The following is a 14,387-nucleotide window of genomic DNA, read 5'->3' as shown; positions in this document are numbered from 1 at the left end:
TCAGATGTACTTCACCGACCGCGGGATCGAGGAGCTCGAGGACCGGAGGGGCGAGGAGGAGGTCAGCCTGGCGTGGCTGGCCGACCGCCTCCGCGCCTTCGTCGACGCCCACCCCGAGCACGCCGGCGCCGCCGACCGCTTCGCGACGTTCCTGGCCCGCGACGACAGCGACGACGAGTAGCGCGCCGTCCCTGGCTGAGCGAAGAGCACCGTCGGTCGGGTCGAGGGACGAGAGGCGGCCCGTCGCCAGGCCGGTGGGCCGGCGTCAGTCGAGCCCGAACTCGCGCATCTTGCGGTAGAGCGTGGTGCGCCCGATCCCGAGCTCCCGGGCGGCGCGGCTGCGGTTGCCGCCGGCGGCGCGCAGGGCACCGGAGACGGCGTCGCGTTCCGCGCGCTCGAGAAGCCCCGGCGACCGACCCCGGCCACGGAGCTCGTCGGGCAGGTCGGCGGGCTCGACGACGCCCCCGCCCGCGCGCCGCGCGAGGGCGACGACGGTCGACCGCAGCTCGGCGACGTCCCCGGGCCAGTGCCAGGCCGCCAGGAGATCCCAGGTCCGGGGCGCGAGGCTGGTCCGGCGCTCCGGATCCGGGAGCCCGGCCAGGATCGCTCGCACGAGGACCGGCAGGTGTCCGCGGGTGCTCGCCAGCCGCGGCAGCCGCACGATCGTGGCGAGGCGGCGGACGGTCCCCAGGAGGGCGTCGTCCCACCGGTCGGGGTCGAGTGTGAGCACGAGCGGTCCGCCGGCGCCGGCGATCGCCGCCAACCGCGGCAGGTCGTCGCCGGCCAGGGCCTCGACGTGCCGGACGAGCAGGCCACGCCCGGGGACGGCGAGGGCACCGTCCCAGCGGACCGGTCCGCGGACCGCATCGACGACGACCGGATCGTCCGCGCCCTGACTGCGCAGCACACGCCGACCCAGGTGCTCCTTGCCGCTGCCCGCGGGGCCGGACACCGCGATGCGCTCGCCGTGGCGCAGCGCCGCCCGGAGGTCCCGGTCGACGGCGGGGACGTGGTGCAGCGTCCCGCGGGACGGCTCGGGCGCCCTCGGCGACTCGAGCGCCGGGCGCGGCCGCCCGGGAAGCAGGCGCACGCTGAAGGCGACGCACCCGCCGTCACGGATCGGCTCGACGAGGGCGTCACGGAACGCGTCGGGCAGGGGCACCGCCATCCGTCGGGGACGGTCCGGGCCCTGGTCGGCGAGGAAGCGCCACAACAACGGGTGCAGGTCCGGCCCGGTGTGGACGAGGCCCTGACGGTTGGCCAGGACGGTGTCCTCGTCCACGACGAACGCCGCGTCGCCGGTGCCGTCGACCGCGAGAAAGGAGCGCACGAGGCGCCGCCGTCGCTCCCCCGCCTCGTCGAGCAGCCGCTCCTCGATCTGCCGGCCGATGTCGGAGGTCATGGCGGTCATCAGCGGGTGCACGTCGCGGACCGCGCAGGCCAGGGAGAACGAGCCGAGCAGCCGTCCCGTCCAGGGCTCGACGATCGGGGTGCCGGCACACGTGAGGTTCTCCAGGCGCGGGTTGTAGTGCTCCGGGCCCCGGACGAGCACCGGGCGCCGCTCGACGAGCACCGTGCCGAGGCCGTTGGTGCCGACGGAGTGCTCCGAGAAGTCGGAACCCTCCACCGCGCTCGCGCGGTCCATCACCGTGCGCTGGCGCCGCTCCTCGGCGTGCCGCACGACGATCCGGCCGGTCTCGTCCGAGAGCACCATCGCGACGGGGACGTCGGCGAAGCTCTGGCGCATGCGGTCGAGCACCGGCGCGGCGGCCCGGGACAGGGCGTCCGACACCTCGTCCGGCTCGCGGTAGGGGATGTGGTCGGGGTCGACGGGCACGCCCTCGCCCACGCAGCGCCGCCAGCTCGTCTCGATCAGCGAGGGCACCCCGGCGTGCCCGGGCGGTACGACGAGGACGCCTTCGTCGACCAGGGTCTCTCGGCTGCGCCGTGTGCGCAGCAACTGGGCCGACGACATCGTCGGCCGGCTCTCGTCTCGACGCATCGTCGTCCCGCCCGTCGGTCGGCCCCCGAGGCGCAACCCCCCGACACAGTGCCCCACATCACACGCGTACGCCAGAGCGTCACGCCGAGTTCGTCGTCGCGGAGCTGTTCCGCATCGGAACACCCGCGCGCGCCCCGGCCCCCGGGACGCTCCCCCTGACGACGAGGCACGACGGTGCGAGGAGGCACGACCGTGACGGAGACGGAGACGGGGACGGAGACGGGGACGGAGACGGGGACGGAGACGGGGACGGAGACGGGGACGGAGACGGGGACGGAGACGGGGACGGAGACGGGGACGGAGACGGGGACGGAGACGGGGACGGGGACGGGGACGGGGACAGGGACGGGGACAGGGACGGGGACAGGGACGGGGACAGGGACGGGGACAGGGACGGGGACAGGGACGGGGACAGGGACGGGGCGGAGGAGCCCGGCGGCCTCGGCCGAGTCCGACGCGCTACGCGCCCTCTACGCCGACTGGACCGACATCATCACCGCGACGCCCGATCTCACGACGCGGCTCTTCCGCAGCATCTTCGACGAGTGGCACCAGCCGACCCGCGAGCCCGAGGACGTGACGTACGCGCAGGACACCGTCGGCGCAGTCCCGGGCATCTGGGCGCTGCCGATCGGCGCGGACCGGGGGCAGGTGCTGCTCTACCACCACGGCGGCGGGTTCGCCGTCGGCTCGGCGGCCAGCCACCGCAAGCTCGCCGGCCACGTCGCGAAGGCGCTCGGGGTGACCGCGTTCGTGCTCGACTACCGGCGGGCTCCCGAGCACCCGCACCCGGCGCAGGTCGAGGACGGTGTCGCCGCGTTCCTCGAGCTCACCGAGCGCGGCATCCGACCCGAGGACATCACGACGATCGGCGACTCGGCCGGCGGCAACCTCGCCGTCGCCGTCCCGCTGGCGCTCCGCGAGCAGGGCCGTCCGCTCCCCGGCCGCGTCATCGCCCTCTCGCCGTGGCTGGACATGGAGAACACCGGCGAGAGCCTGGTGACCAACGCCGCCACCGACGCCCTGGTCACCGTGCCGCTGCTCGAGAGCATGATCGCCGGGGTCCTCGCCGAGGGCCGGATCCACCCACGGACGCCGCTGGCGAACCCGCTGCACGCCGACCTCACCGGCCTCCCACGGCTCTACGTCGACGCCGGGGACGCCGAGACCCTGCGCGACGACGCCGTGCGGCTCGCCGCCCTCGCGGAGACCGCGGGCGTCGACGTGACGCTCTCGGTCGTCGACGACATGCAGCACGTCTTCCCGTTCCTGGCCGGCACCGCCCCCGAGGCCGACGCCGAGATCGCCCGGATCGCCGCCTGGTACCACGCGCGGAGCACCCGATGAGCACCGCCACGGACCTCGACGCGATCGTCGTCGGAGCCGGGTTCGGCGGCATCTACATGCTGCACAAGCTCCGCGACCAGCTCGGCCTGCGCGCTCGTGCCCTGGAGAAGGGCGGCGGGGTCGGGGGCACCTGGTACTTCAACCGGTACCCGGGCGCCAAGTCCGACACCGAGGGCTTCGTCTACCGCTACTCCTTCGACGAGAAACTGCTCGCCGAGTGGGACTGGAGCACCCGCTACCTCGACCAGCCCGACGTCCTCGCCTACCTCGAGCACGTCGTCGAGCGCTTCGACCTCGCGCGCGACATCCAGCTGGACACCGAGGTCACGCGGGCGGTCTTCGACGAGGACCGCGCGCGCTGGGACGTCACCACCGCGGCGGGTGAGCACTTCTCCTGCCGCTACCTGGTGACCGCGCTCGGCCTGCTCGCGCGGACCAACATCCCCGACATCCCCGGGCTCGACGACTTCGCCGGACGCCTGGTGCACACGAACGCCTGGCCCGACGACCTCGACCTGCGCGGGCAGCGCGTCGGGGTGATCGGCACCGGCTCGACCGGGACCCAGTTCATCGTCGCCGCCGCACCGCTCGCCGAGCACCTGACCGTCTTCCAGCGCTCGCCGCAGTACTCCGTCCCGTCGGGCAACGGCCCCGTCGACCCGGACGACGTGGCCCGCACCAAGGAGGACTTCGGCGCGATCTGGGAGCAGGTGCGCGGCTCGGTCGTCGCGTTCGGCTTCGAGGAGAGCGACGTGCCGGCGATGAGCGTCACCCCCGAGGAGCGCGAGCGGGTGTTCCAGGAGAACTGGGACAAGGGCAACGGCTTCCGGTTCATGTTCGGGACGTTCAACGACATCGCGACCGACCCGGACGCCAACGCCGCCGCGGCCGCGTTCATCCGCTCGAAGATCGCCGAGATCGTCGACGACCCCGAGACCGCCCGCAAGCTCACCCCGACCGACCTCTACGCGAAGCGCCCGCTGTGCAACGAGGGCTACTACGAGACCTTCAACCGTGACGACGTCACGCTGGTCTCGATCCGGGAGAACCCGATCGAGAAGATCACCCCGGACGGCGTGCGCACCGCCGACGGCGTCGAGCACGAGCTCGACGTCCTCGTCCTCGCCACCGGCTTCGACGCCGTCGACGGCAACTACCGGGCGATGGACCTGCGCGGACGCGGCGGGCAGCACATCGACGAGCACTGGGCCGACGGGCCGACCAGCTACCTGGGCGTGTCGGTCGCCGGCTTCCCGAACATGTTCATGATCCTCGGGCCGAACGGGCCGTTCACCAATCTCCCGCCGAGCATCGAGGCGCAGGTCGACTGGATCGGCGAGCTCGTCCGGCGGGCCGAGGAGTCCGGTGCCGGCGCGGTGGAGCCCACCCAGGAGGCCGAGGACCGGTGGACCGGCACCTGCCGCGAGATCGCCGACATGACGCTCTTCCCGCAGGCCGACTCGTGGATCTTCGGGGCGAACATCCCCGGCAAGCGCACCGCGGTCATGTTCTACATGGCCGGTCACGCCGCCTACCGCCAACAGCTCGCCGAGGTCGCGGACGCGGAGTACGAGGGGTTCGTGATGTCCCCCTCGTGACGCCTGCCCGGACTCAGGGCGCGTCGACCCGGTCGGACTCCTCGTAGCGCAGCATCGGCAACAACGACGGCTCGGGGCGGGCGGGGTCGGCAGGATCCGCGGGGTCGGCGGCGCAGGCGTCGATCGCCGCCTGCAGGCCCGTCGCGTCGAGTCCGGCGCCGAGGAACACCAGCCGGGCGCCGGCGACGTCGACGGAGCGGGGCGCGGGGCGCACCCGGATCGCCGTCCCGACCGTCTGCACCACGAACGGGGCGGCACCGGGGAACCGCACCACGCCCTTGGACCGGAACACGCCGGGCGGCCCCGCCTCGAGGAACGCCGCGAAGCGCGCGGGGTCCAGCGGGACGTCCCGGTCCACCGCGACGCTCTCCGCGACGGTGTGCGCGTGGTCGGCGGCGTCCTCGCGCAGCAGCACGTCGAACGACAGCTGGCCCGATCGCGGCGCGCGACGGCGGGCCGGCGGGTCGACCAGCAGCGCCGGGTCGAGGGCCCCGCGGACCACCGGGAGCACCGCGCCGGGGGCGGTCGCGCGCAGGGCGGCGAGCAGCGGGGCGGGGTCGTCGACCCGGTCGACCTGGTTGAGCACCACGAGGTCGGCGAGGCGCACGGTGTCGTCGGGCCCACCGTCCTCCACCGCGTCGACCACCACCACCAGCCCGCCGTACTCCGCGTGCGGCGCCTCCCCCGCGATCGCGTCGAGCAGGAGACGCACCAGCTCGCGGGGCTCGGCGAGACCGCTGGCCTCCACGACCACGAGGTCGAGGCGCGCCGACGGTGCCGTCAGCTCGGCGAGCAGGGCGGCGAGCCCGTTGGCGTCGGTGGTGCAGCACAGGCAGCCGTTCGCCAGGGACGTGACCGCGCTCGCCTGCCCCGCCACGAGCATCGCGTCGATCCCGATCGCACCGAAGTCATTGACGACGACGCCGATCCGGACCCCGTCGGCGTGGCGCAGCAGGTGGTTGACCAGCGTCGACTTGCCGGCGCCGAGGCGACCGGCGACCAGCACCACGGGGACGCGACGGGGCACGCCGACCACCCTGACACAGGGCCGGCGCGCCCCGGGCCCTGGAGCGAACGGGGAGTTCGCACGCATAGAAGCAGCGAGATACCCGTTCGCTCCGGAAGGTCTGCGCTACCGGATGCCCGCCGAGTTCAGCCAGTCGCGGGCGACGGTGGCCGGGTCGGGGCGGTCGGGGCCGGCGAGGCGCTGGTTGAGCTGGGTCAGCTGGGTGGTGTCCATCGCCGCGGAGATCTGGTTGAGCGTGTCGGTGACGCGCGGGTCCGCCGACTTCGACCGGTTGATCAGCGGCACGACGTTCTGGGCGGCGAAGTTCGACCTCGGGTCCTCGAGCACGACGAAGTCGTTCTCGGGGATCGAGGCGTCGGTGGTGAACAGGTCGGCGGCCTGCACGGTGCCGTCGCGCAGGGCGGCGACGGTCAGCGGACCGCCGGCGTCGAGGGCGCGGAACTCGCGGAACGAGCAGTTGTAGAGCCGCTGGAGGCCCGGGACGCCGTAGGAGCGCTGCTGGAACTCCGGCGGGCCGCCGAAGGCGATGGTCGGGCACAGCGGGGTGAGGTCGTCGATCGAGCGCAGGTTGTTCTGCGTCGCGAAGGCACGGGTGACGACGACGGCGTCCTTGTCCTCCGCGGCGCTCTGCGCCAGCAGCTGGAGCTGGGGCGGCAGCGCGCCGGAGACCTGCTGGTAGATCTGGTCGGACGCCGTGGCCGTGGCCTGCGGGTCGAGGAACTGCAGCAGGTTGCCGGTGTAGTCGGGGACGAGGTCGATCTCGCCGTTCTGCAGCGCCGGGAAGTAGGTCTCGCGGCTGCCGATCCCGAAGCGGCGCTCGACGGCGACGCCCCTGGTCTCCAGGGCGGTCGCGTAGATCTCGGCGAGCAGGCGGTTCTCGGTGAAGTTGGCCGAGCCGATGCGCACGGTGCCCTGGGCCGACGGCGCGGCGGGTTGGGTGGCCAGCGGGTCGGAGCCACCGCCCCCGCACCCGGCGAGGAGGACGCCGACGGCGGCGACCGCGGCGAGGAACAGCAATCGGGGAGAGCGGATCATCGGTCGTGCCTCTCTGCGGACGACGGGGTGGCGGACGGCAGGGCCTCGGGCACCGAGTTCTCGGTGGGGGCACCGTCGGGGCGGAGCCGGAGGCGGGTGGGACCGGGCGTGACGAACCGCCCGAGGAGCTGGAGCACGAGCTCGACGACGATCGAGAGCACCGCGACGAGCACCGCGCCGCCGAGCATCTGCGGGAAGTCGCGGACCGAGAATCCGTCGATGATGTAGCGCCCGAGGCCGCCGAGCCCGACGTAGGCGGCGATGGTCGCGGTGGCCACCACCTGCAGCGTCGCGAAACGCACCCCGCCGAGCACGAGCGGCACGGCGGCCGGCACCTCGACCTGCAGCAGGATCTGGTGCTCGCGCATCCCCATCCCCCGCGCGGCGTCGACGGCGCCGGGATCGGCCCCGGCGACGCCGGAGTAGGCCCCGGCGAGCATCGGCGGGATCGCCAGCAGCACCAGCGCGAGGGTCGGCGGCAGCAGGCCGAGGCCCAGCAGCAGCACGAACAGCACGAGCACGCCGAGCTCGGGCAGCGCGCGCAGGCCGTTGGCGACGCCGACGACCGCGAGCCCGCCGCGGCGGGTGTGCCCGATGAGCGCACCCAACGGCAGCGCGACGGCCGCCGCGATGACGACCGCGAGCAGCGTGTAGCCGAGGTGCTCGAGCACGCGGACCGGGATGCCCGCCGACCCGCTCCACTGCGCCGGGTCCGAGAACCACTCGACGAGACGTCCGAGCACCGCTACACCCCCGCTCCGGCGCGCGACGCGCGCTGCCACGGCGACAGCGACCGGCCGAGCGCGAGCCACAGCGCGTCGAAGAGGAACGCGAGCAGGACCGAGCCGACGATGCCGGTGGCCACCATCGCGGTGTAGTCCTGCTGGAATCCGTCGGTCATCAGCGTGCCCAGCGACTGGATACCCACCAGGGCACCCACCGTGACCAGCGAGAACGCCGACACCGACGCCACCCGGAGCCCGGCGGTGAGCACCGGCACGGCGAGCGGGAGCTGGACGCCGAAGAAGAGCCCCGACGGCCGGTACCCCACGGCGAGCGCGGCCGTGGTGACGTTCTCCGGCACGGCGTCGAGGGCCTCGGCCACGCTGCGCACGAGCAGCGCGACCGTGTAGATCGTGAGCGTGAGCCCGACGTTGACCGGGCTGAGGATCGGCGTCCCCAGCAGCACCGGGATGAAGACGATCAGGGCGAGCGAGGGGATGGTGTAGAGCGCCCCCGACAACGGCACCAGCACCCGGCGCGCCCCCGCCGAGCGATGCGCCCACCAGCCCAGCGGCAGCGCGACGAGCAGGCCCAGGGCGACCGGGACGAGCGCGAGCAGGACGTGGGCGACGACCAGGTCGTCGAGGTCGTAGCCGAACGCCCTCACCGTGTGGCGCTCCGATCCAGCAGGGCCAGCACGTCGTCGGTGTCGACCCCGCCGCGGTAGCGCCCGGCACCGTCGACGGCGACCCCGCGCCCGGCGGGCGAGCTCAGCGCCGCGTCGAGGGCCCCGCGCAGCGTGCCGGCGGCGTCGGCCGCCGCGTCGCCGCCGTCGGTGACGTACAGCGAGCCGAGGTCGTGGCGCGCGCCGTCCGGGCCGAGCCACGCCGACGGCCGCTCGCGGCCGTCGAGCAGCACCGTCCACTCCCCCGGCACGCCGACGGACTCGCCGTTGGCGTCGGCCCGGGTCGGCAGGTCGACCAGCCGCAGGGCGGTGGCCGGCACGAAGCCCAGCCGCCGGTAGCCGCGGTCGCGGCCCACGAAGCCCGAGACGAAGTCGTCGACCGGGGCGGCGAGCAGCTCGTCCGGCGGCGCGAACTGGGCCAGGCGCCCGCCGACACGCAGCACGGCCACCCGATCGCCCAGGCGGATCGCCTCGTCGATGTCGTGGGTGACGAACAGGATCGTCTTGCCCAGGTCGGCCTGCAGGCGCAACAGCTCGTCCTGCAGCTCGACGCGCACCACGGGGTCGACCGCGGAGAACGGTTCGTCCATGAGCAGCACCGGGGCGTCGCCCGCGAGCGCCCGGGCCACGCCGACGCGCTGCTGCTGGCCGCCGGAGAGCTGGGCCGGCCAGCGCTGCGCGAGCGCGCCGTCGAGCCCGACCCGCTCGAGCACCTCGGCCGCCCGGGAGCGCGCCTCGCGCCGCGACAGCCCCTGCAGCACGGGGACGGTGGCCACGTTGTCGATCACCCGGCGGTGGGGGAACAGACCCGCCTGCTGGATGACGTAGCCGATGCCGCGGCGCAGCTCCGCCGGGTGGCCCGCGGCGACGTCACGGCCGTCGAGGTGCACCGACCCCGACGTCGGCTCGACCATGCGGTTGACGGTGCGCAGCGAGGTGGTCTTGCCGCAGCCCGAGGGCCCGACCAGCACGGTGATCTCGCCCTCGCGCGCCGTCAGCGACAGCGAGTCCAGCCCCACCGTGCCGTCGGCGAAGCGCTTGCCCACGTCCCGGAACTCGATCACGTACTTGCTCCCGGGATCCCGACGGCGGCCACGGACGACCACCGAGTCGAGGCGTGAATGTAATCGGGGGCCCCGACAGCCGCGACCGATCACGGCCCGACGACACCAGTCGCTGTGACCCCGGTCTCAGCGGAGTGCCGGCGGAGTGCCGGCGGAGTTCAGCCGGAGTTCAGCCGGCGGAGTTCAGCCGGCTCGCCGGTCCTGGGGCGTCAGCGGCCCGCGGCGCAGCAGCTGCGTGAACGCCTCGCCCGGCATCGCGCGGGCGAACAGCCAGCCCTGGTAGGCGTGCACGCCGAGGTCGCGCAGGACCGCGAACTGGTCGGAGTCCTCGACGCCCTCGGCCACACAGATCTGCCCGATGGCGGCGGTCAGGTCGACGACGGCGCGGGCCACGGCACGGTCGGACTCCCCGGTGGCGACGCCCCGGACGAAGCCGCGGTCGAGCTTGACGATCTGCGCCGGCAGCCCCGTCAGCCGCGACAGCGACGAGTAGCCGGTGCCGAAGTCGTCCACCGCGAACCGCACGCCGGCGGCGATGAGCTCGTTCATCTCGCGCAGGGTCGTCGACGGGAGGTCCGCGAGGCAGGTCTCGACGAGCTCGAGCACCAGGCGGTCGTACGGCAGGCCCGCGGCGGTGACGGCCTCGTGCACGGTGTCGAGGAAGTCGGGGTCGCCGGGCAGCAGGCCCGCGAGGTTGACCGCGACCGAGGGCACGACCCCGTCCGGACCCGAGGACGGCCACACGGCGGCCTCGCGCACGGCGGTGCGCAGCACCCAGCGGTCGAGGTCGCCCAGCAGGTCGGCGGCCTCGGCCACGGGCAGGAACTTGTCGGGGAAGATCAGGCCCTGCTCCGGGTGCTGCCAGCGCACCAGCGCTTCGGCGGTCTGCACCCGCCCGTCGGGCCCGACGACCGGCTGGAAGTGCAGCACCAGCTCGTCGTTGATCATGGCCTCGCGCAGCTGGGTCTCCATGCGCAGCGCCTCGTCGGCGCCCTTCATGATCGCCTCGTCGGCGAGCGCGAAGCGCCCCGTGCCGCCGCTCTTGGCTTCGAAGAGCGCCGCGTCGGCGAAGCGCATGAGGTCGCCGGTGCCCGGGTGCGCCGGCGCCGGGTCGAGGCCCGCGAGCTCGGTGGCGCGCTCGCGGCGCAGCACCTGCTCGACCGGGTCGGCGGTCGGGTCGATGTCGGGCTGGGCCGGGTCGGCCTGGGAGTCGGCGCCGATCGTCGCGCCGACCGCCGCCCCGACCGTCGCCGAGATCCGCACGAGCTGGCCGTGCACCGGGATCGCCGTGCGCAGGATGCCGGCGACCGTGGCCGACAGGGCGTCGAGCCCGCCGTGCCGGTCGACGTCGGCGCACACCACGACGAACTCGTCGCCGGCGCTGCGCGAGGCCGCGCAGCCGGCGGGCAGGCGCTCGCGCAGCCGCGCCGCGAGCTCGACGAGCAGCTCGTCGCCCGCGTCGTGGCCCAGCGAGTCGTTGACGCGCTTGAAGTTGTCGAGGTCGCAGAACAGCACCCCGGTGCGCCGCGCCGTCGGTCCGGCGAGCAGCCGCGAGACGGTGGTGGTGAGCGCGCGCCGGTTGGGCAGGCCGGTGAGCTCGTCGTGCATGGCCTGGTGGCGCAGGCTCGCCTCGACACGCCGGGCGTCGGTGACGTCGGTGAACACGACGAGGTGGGTGACGCCGCCGTCCTCGTGCACCGAGACCGAGACGTGCAGCTCGCACCACACCGGGTCGGCGTCCGCGCCGCCCGCGCCGCGCTCGCGGGTGCGCAGGGCCCGCGGTGCGCACGACCAGCTCACCGACCCCGCCGACCCCGCCGGGCGCGCCAGCAGCGGCGTCACCGGGCCCGGCGTCCCGGCGGTCTCGGCGCCGAGGTCGAGCAGCTCGTCGGCGCGGCGGCCGCGCAGCGCCTCGGGGCCCTGACCGAGCAGCCGGCACAGCGCCTGGTTCGCCTTGACCAGCCGCTCGTCGTCGTCGAACAGCGCGATCCCGACCGGGGCGACGGCGAGCAGGTCGGTGAAGCGCTGGGTCAGCGCCCGCAGCCGCTCCTCGGCCTGGCGCCGGCCGGTGACGTCGGACGCGGTGCCGAGCACGGTGCCGTCGGACCGCAGGGCGGCGTGCAGCTGCAGGATGCGCCCGGTGCCGTCGCCGAGGCGCGCCTCGGTCTCCAGCGGCGTCCCCTCGGACACCAGCGCGGCCCAGCGGCGTGCGAACCCGCGCCGGTCGGCCGGGTGCAGCGCGTTGAGGAGGTCCTCCGCGCTCTGCACCGGGTGCGGGTCCGTGCCGAGCAGCTCCGCGAGCACGGGCGAGAGCCACGCCGAGCCGGAGGCGAGATCGACCTCCCAGTGGCCGAGGCCGGCGATCCGCTCGATGTCGGCCGCCGACGGCCCGGACGCCGGCTCCGGGGCCGCGGGGAGCACATGGGGCGTCTGGGGTGCTTGGGGCGCCTGGGGTGCTTGGGGTGCTTGGGGCGTCTGGCGCGGCATCGGCTCCGTGGCGGGCTCGGGCCGCGGCACCAGGACGAGCGTCGCGCCGCCCGCCGCGTCCGGCCAGACGACGACCTGCACCGGCAGCGGCGTGTCCGCCACGCGCCGCAGCCGGGCGCCGAGCAGCCCCTCGGGGCCGGCGCAGGGGTCGACGGGCGCGAGGTCGACGAGCAGGTCGTGCAGCGGGCGCCCGACCATGCGGCCCGGCGTGACGGTGCCGGACGGATCGACGAGCTGCGCGACCTGCTCGCGCACGGCCACGACGCGCCCGCCGGCGTCATGGTGCAGCGCGGCGCCGGCCGGCAGCGTCACGCCGCCCTCGGGACCGCCGTCGGCGGGGGGCAGGACCGCGAGTGCCTCGGCCCGGTGTCTCGCGGTCGACCCGGGCGATCGGGGAGCCGCCGGGGCGGCAGAGGCGACGGTGAGGCCACGCGAGCCCGGCACCGGCACGGCACTCCCCACGTCTGCGCTCCCCTCGCCGCGGGCCCCCCGCCGTTCCGGTTGGAACGGCCTCTCCGCGTCTGTCTCAGGCAACGAAGAAGACCCGGTCCGGGTCCGGGTAGATCACCCTGTGGAGGGATGCCGCGCGGCGACCGCGTGTTCCGACGCGTTCTGCTGCACGACACGGTCGGTCGACCTTGAGGCCACCGACCGGTCGTCGCGCCGAAGCGGACGGAGTCCACGACGAGCGGCAGACGGACCAGAACCACTCGCCCGACGGACCGCGAGGTCACCCACCTGCGGCTCACCGCCCTACGGTCGGTGCTCTCGGTCCGTGACGAGCGGTCCGGATCTCGCCACGAACGCTCCGCAACCTCCGGAAGGATGACGGATGATCGGCCGGGTGAGCGACAGCGACACACCCGTCGCACGCAACACCGGCCCCGAACCCGGTCCGCCGCCGACCCCACCGTCGTGGACGACCGGGCTGCCCGCCACCTCCGGTGGACGACCGAACGGCCCGCGGCCCGCCGACGACTCAGTGCCCGTGCCCCTCGGCGGCGACCTCGGCGACGTGCCGGCGCACGACGCCCTCCTCCGCGGCTGCGCGGGCCACGGCGGCGGCGACCGCCGGCGCGACGCGGTCGTCGAGGGCGCTCGGGACGATGTGGTCGACGCCGAACTCGTCGTCGCCCGCGGCGATGTCCGCGATCGCCTCGGCGGCGGCGAGCTTCATGGCCTCGGTGATCCGCCGGGCGGCGGCGTCGAGGGCCCCGGCGAACACCCCGGGGAAGGCGAGCACGTTGTTGATCTGGTTCGGGTAGTCGCTGCGCCCGGTGGCGACGACCGCCGCGTGCTTGCGCGCGACCGAGGGGTCGATCTCCGGGTCGGGGTTGGACAGCGCGAACACGATCCCACCCTCGGACATCGAGGCGATGACCGACTCGGGGATGGTCGAGCCGGACAGCCCGAGGAAGACATCGGCCCCGGACACCGCGGCGGCGAGGTCGCCCCGGACGCCGCGCGGGTTCGTCTCCTCCGCCAGCGCGATCTTCTCGACGTTCATGCCCTCACGGCCGGCATGGATGACGCCGCGGGAGTCGAGCACGACGACGTCGCTCGCCCCCGCCGAGAGCAGGGTCTTCGCGCAGGCGACGCCGGACGCCCCGGCACCGCTGACGACCACCCGGAGCGTGCCGAGGTCACGGCCGAGCACGCGGGCGGCGTTGCGCAGGGCCGCGAGGACGACGATCGCGGTGCCGTGCTGGTCGTCGTGCATGACCGGGCAGTCGAGCGCCTCGATCAGCCGGCGCTCGATCTCGAAGCAGCGCGGCGCCGCGATGTCCTCGAGGTTGACCGCGCCGAAGCTGGGACGCAGGTGCACGAGCGTGTCGACGATCTCGTCGACGTCGGTGGTCTCGAGGACCAGCGGGATCGAGTCGAGGTCGGCGAACGCCTTGAACAGCGCCGACTTGCCCTCCATCACGGGCAGGGACGCGCGCGGGCCGATGTCGCCCAGGCCGAGGACGGCGGTGCCGTCGGAGACCACGGCCACCAGGCGGTGGGTCCAGGTGTAACGCGCGGTGAGCGCCTTGTCGTCGGCGATCGCCCGGCAGACCTTCGCCACCCCGGGCGTGTAGGCGATCGAGAGGTCGCGACGGCCGGAGAGCCCGACCGTCGGCGCGATGGAGAGCTTGCCGCCCTCGTGGGAGGCGAAGACCTCCTCGTCGGTGATGTCGCGGCCGTCGAGGGCGGGCTGGTTCGTGGTGGCGTCGTTGCCGGGGTCGCTCACGGGGGCTCCAAGCGGGCGGTCGGGTCGCGCAGGCAGGCCTGCCGAGGTCGGGGTACCCGGGCGGGAGGTGGTGGCGGCTCCCGCGGTCGGCGGGGGCCGGGCGGGCCGTCGGCGCGGGTGGGCGCGCGGCCCGGGCCACGCGGCGCTGGCGCGCTCCGTCGCCCCGGTCGCGGCGAATCCTCCCGC

At 74.7% G+C, this 14,387-nt stretch carries 11 protein-coding genes; 3 read left to right on the top strand and 8 right to left on the bottom strand.

The genetic code is table 11. The features are described from left to right. Positions 1–4 precede the first annotated feature (4 nt). Entirely contained in the window at positions 5–181 is a 177-nt protein-coding gene (locus AC2A1K_RS16635; RefSeq protein ID WP_274191560.1) for a DUF6104 family protein, read from the top strand. Positions 182–265: 84 nt separating this feature from the next. Here AC2A1K_RS16635 and AC2A1K_RS16630 read toward each other — a convergent pair whose 3' ends face one another. Continuing rightward, positions 266–2,002 (bottom strand): sigma-54-dependent Fis family transcriptional regulator, encoded by a 1,737-nt coding sequence (locus tag AC2A1K_RS16630; protein ID WP_483897407.1) that lies wholly within the window; start codon positions 2,000–2,002, stop codon positions 266–268. A gap of 576 nt (positions 2,003–2,578) precedes the next feature. On the opposite strand from AC2A1K_RS16630, the gene AC2A1K_RS16625 reads away from it, so the two are divergent. Beyond that, positions 2,579–3,349 carry an alpha/beta hydrolase gene (locus AC2A1K_RS16625; protein ID WP_483897406.1) on the top strand — a complete coding sequence of 257 codons (771 nt, stop codon included), beginning with the start codon at positions 2,579–2,581 and terminating at the stop codon, positions 3,347–3,349. Further along, positions 3,346–4,947 carry a flavin-containing monooxygenase gene (locus AC2A1K_RS16620; protein ID WP_483897405.1) on the top strand — a complete coding sequence of 534 codons (1,602 nt, stop codon included), beginning with the start codon at positions 3,346–3,348 and terminating at the stop codon, positions 4,945–4,947. The genes AC2A1K_RS16625 and AC2A1K_RS16620 overlap by 4 nt, the downstream gene beginning before the upstream one ends. A 13-nt stretch (positions 4,948–4,960) precedes the next feature. Here AC2A1K_RS16620 and AC2A1K_RS16615 read toward each other — a convergent pair whose 3' ends face one another. The 7 genes from AC2A1K_RS16615 to AC2A1K_RS16585 form a co-directional block, all read right to left on the bottom strand. Next, on the bottom strand, positions 4,961–5,974 hold the full coding sequence (locus AC2A1K_RS16615; protein ID WP_483897404.1) for a CobW family GTP-binding protein: 1,014 nt from the start codon (positions 5,972–5,974) through the stop codon (positions 4,961–4,963). 105 nt (positions 5,975–6,079) lie between these two features. Then, the gene (locus tag AC2A1K_RS16610) at positions 6,080–7,009 is read right to left on the bottom strand and encodes an ABC transporter substrate-binding protein (protein ID WP_483897403.1); all 930 of its coding nucleotides are present in this window, start codon (positions 7,007–7,009) and stop codon (positions 6,080–6,082) included. Then, a complete protein-coding gene (locus AC2A1K_RS16605; protein ID WP_483897402.1) occupies positions 7,006–7,752 on the bottom strand; it encodes an ABC transporter permease in 747 nt (248 codons plus the stop codon). Before AC2A1K_RS16605 ends, AC2A1K_RS16610 begins: the two co-directional genes overlap by 4 nt. A gap of 2 nt (positions 7,753–7,754) precedes the next feature. Beyond that, complete coding sequence (locus tag AC2A1K_RS16600) at positions 7,755–8,399, bottom strand: ABC transporter permease (RefSeq protein ID WP_483897401.1); 645 nt, start codon at positions 8,397–8,399, stop codon at positions 7,755–7,757. Beyond that, entirely contained in the window at positions 8,396–9,481 is a 1,086-nt protein-coding gene (locus AC2A1K_RS16595) for an ABC transporter ATP-binding protein (RefSeq protein WP_483897400.1), read from the bottom strand. Before AC2A1K_RS16595 ends, AC2A1K_RS16600 begins: the two co-directional genes overlap by 4 nt. A 183-nt stretch (positions 9,482–9,664) precedes the next feature. Further along, the gene (locus tag AC2A1K_RS16590) at positions 9,665–12,280 is read right to left on the bottom strand and encodes a putative bifunctional diguanylate cyclase/phosphodiesterase (protein ID WP_483897399.1); all 2,616 of its coding nucleotides are present in this window, start codon (positions 12,278–12,280) and stop codon (positions 9,665–9,667) included. A gap of 667 nt (positions 12,281–12,947) precedes the next feature. Further along, the gene (locus tag AC2A1K_RS16585; RefSeq protein WP_483897471.1) at positions 12,948–14,144 is read right to left on the bottom strand and encodes an NAD(P)-dependent malic enzyme; all 1,197 of its coding nucleotides are present in this window, start codon (positions 14,142–14,144) and stop codon (positions 12,948–12,950) included. Positions 14,145–14,387: the final 243 nt, after the last annotated feature.

The sequence above is a fragment of the Actinomycetospora sp. 2LY8.5 genome (assembly GCF_057180585.1).
Note: the sequence above shows the minus strand (reverse complement) of the source record. Positions and strands in the feature narration are given on the sequence as shown.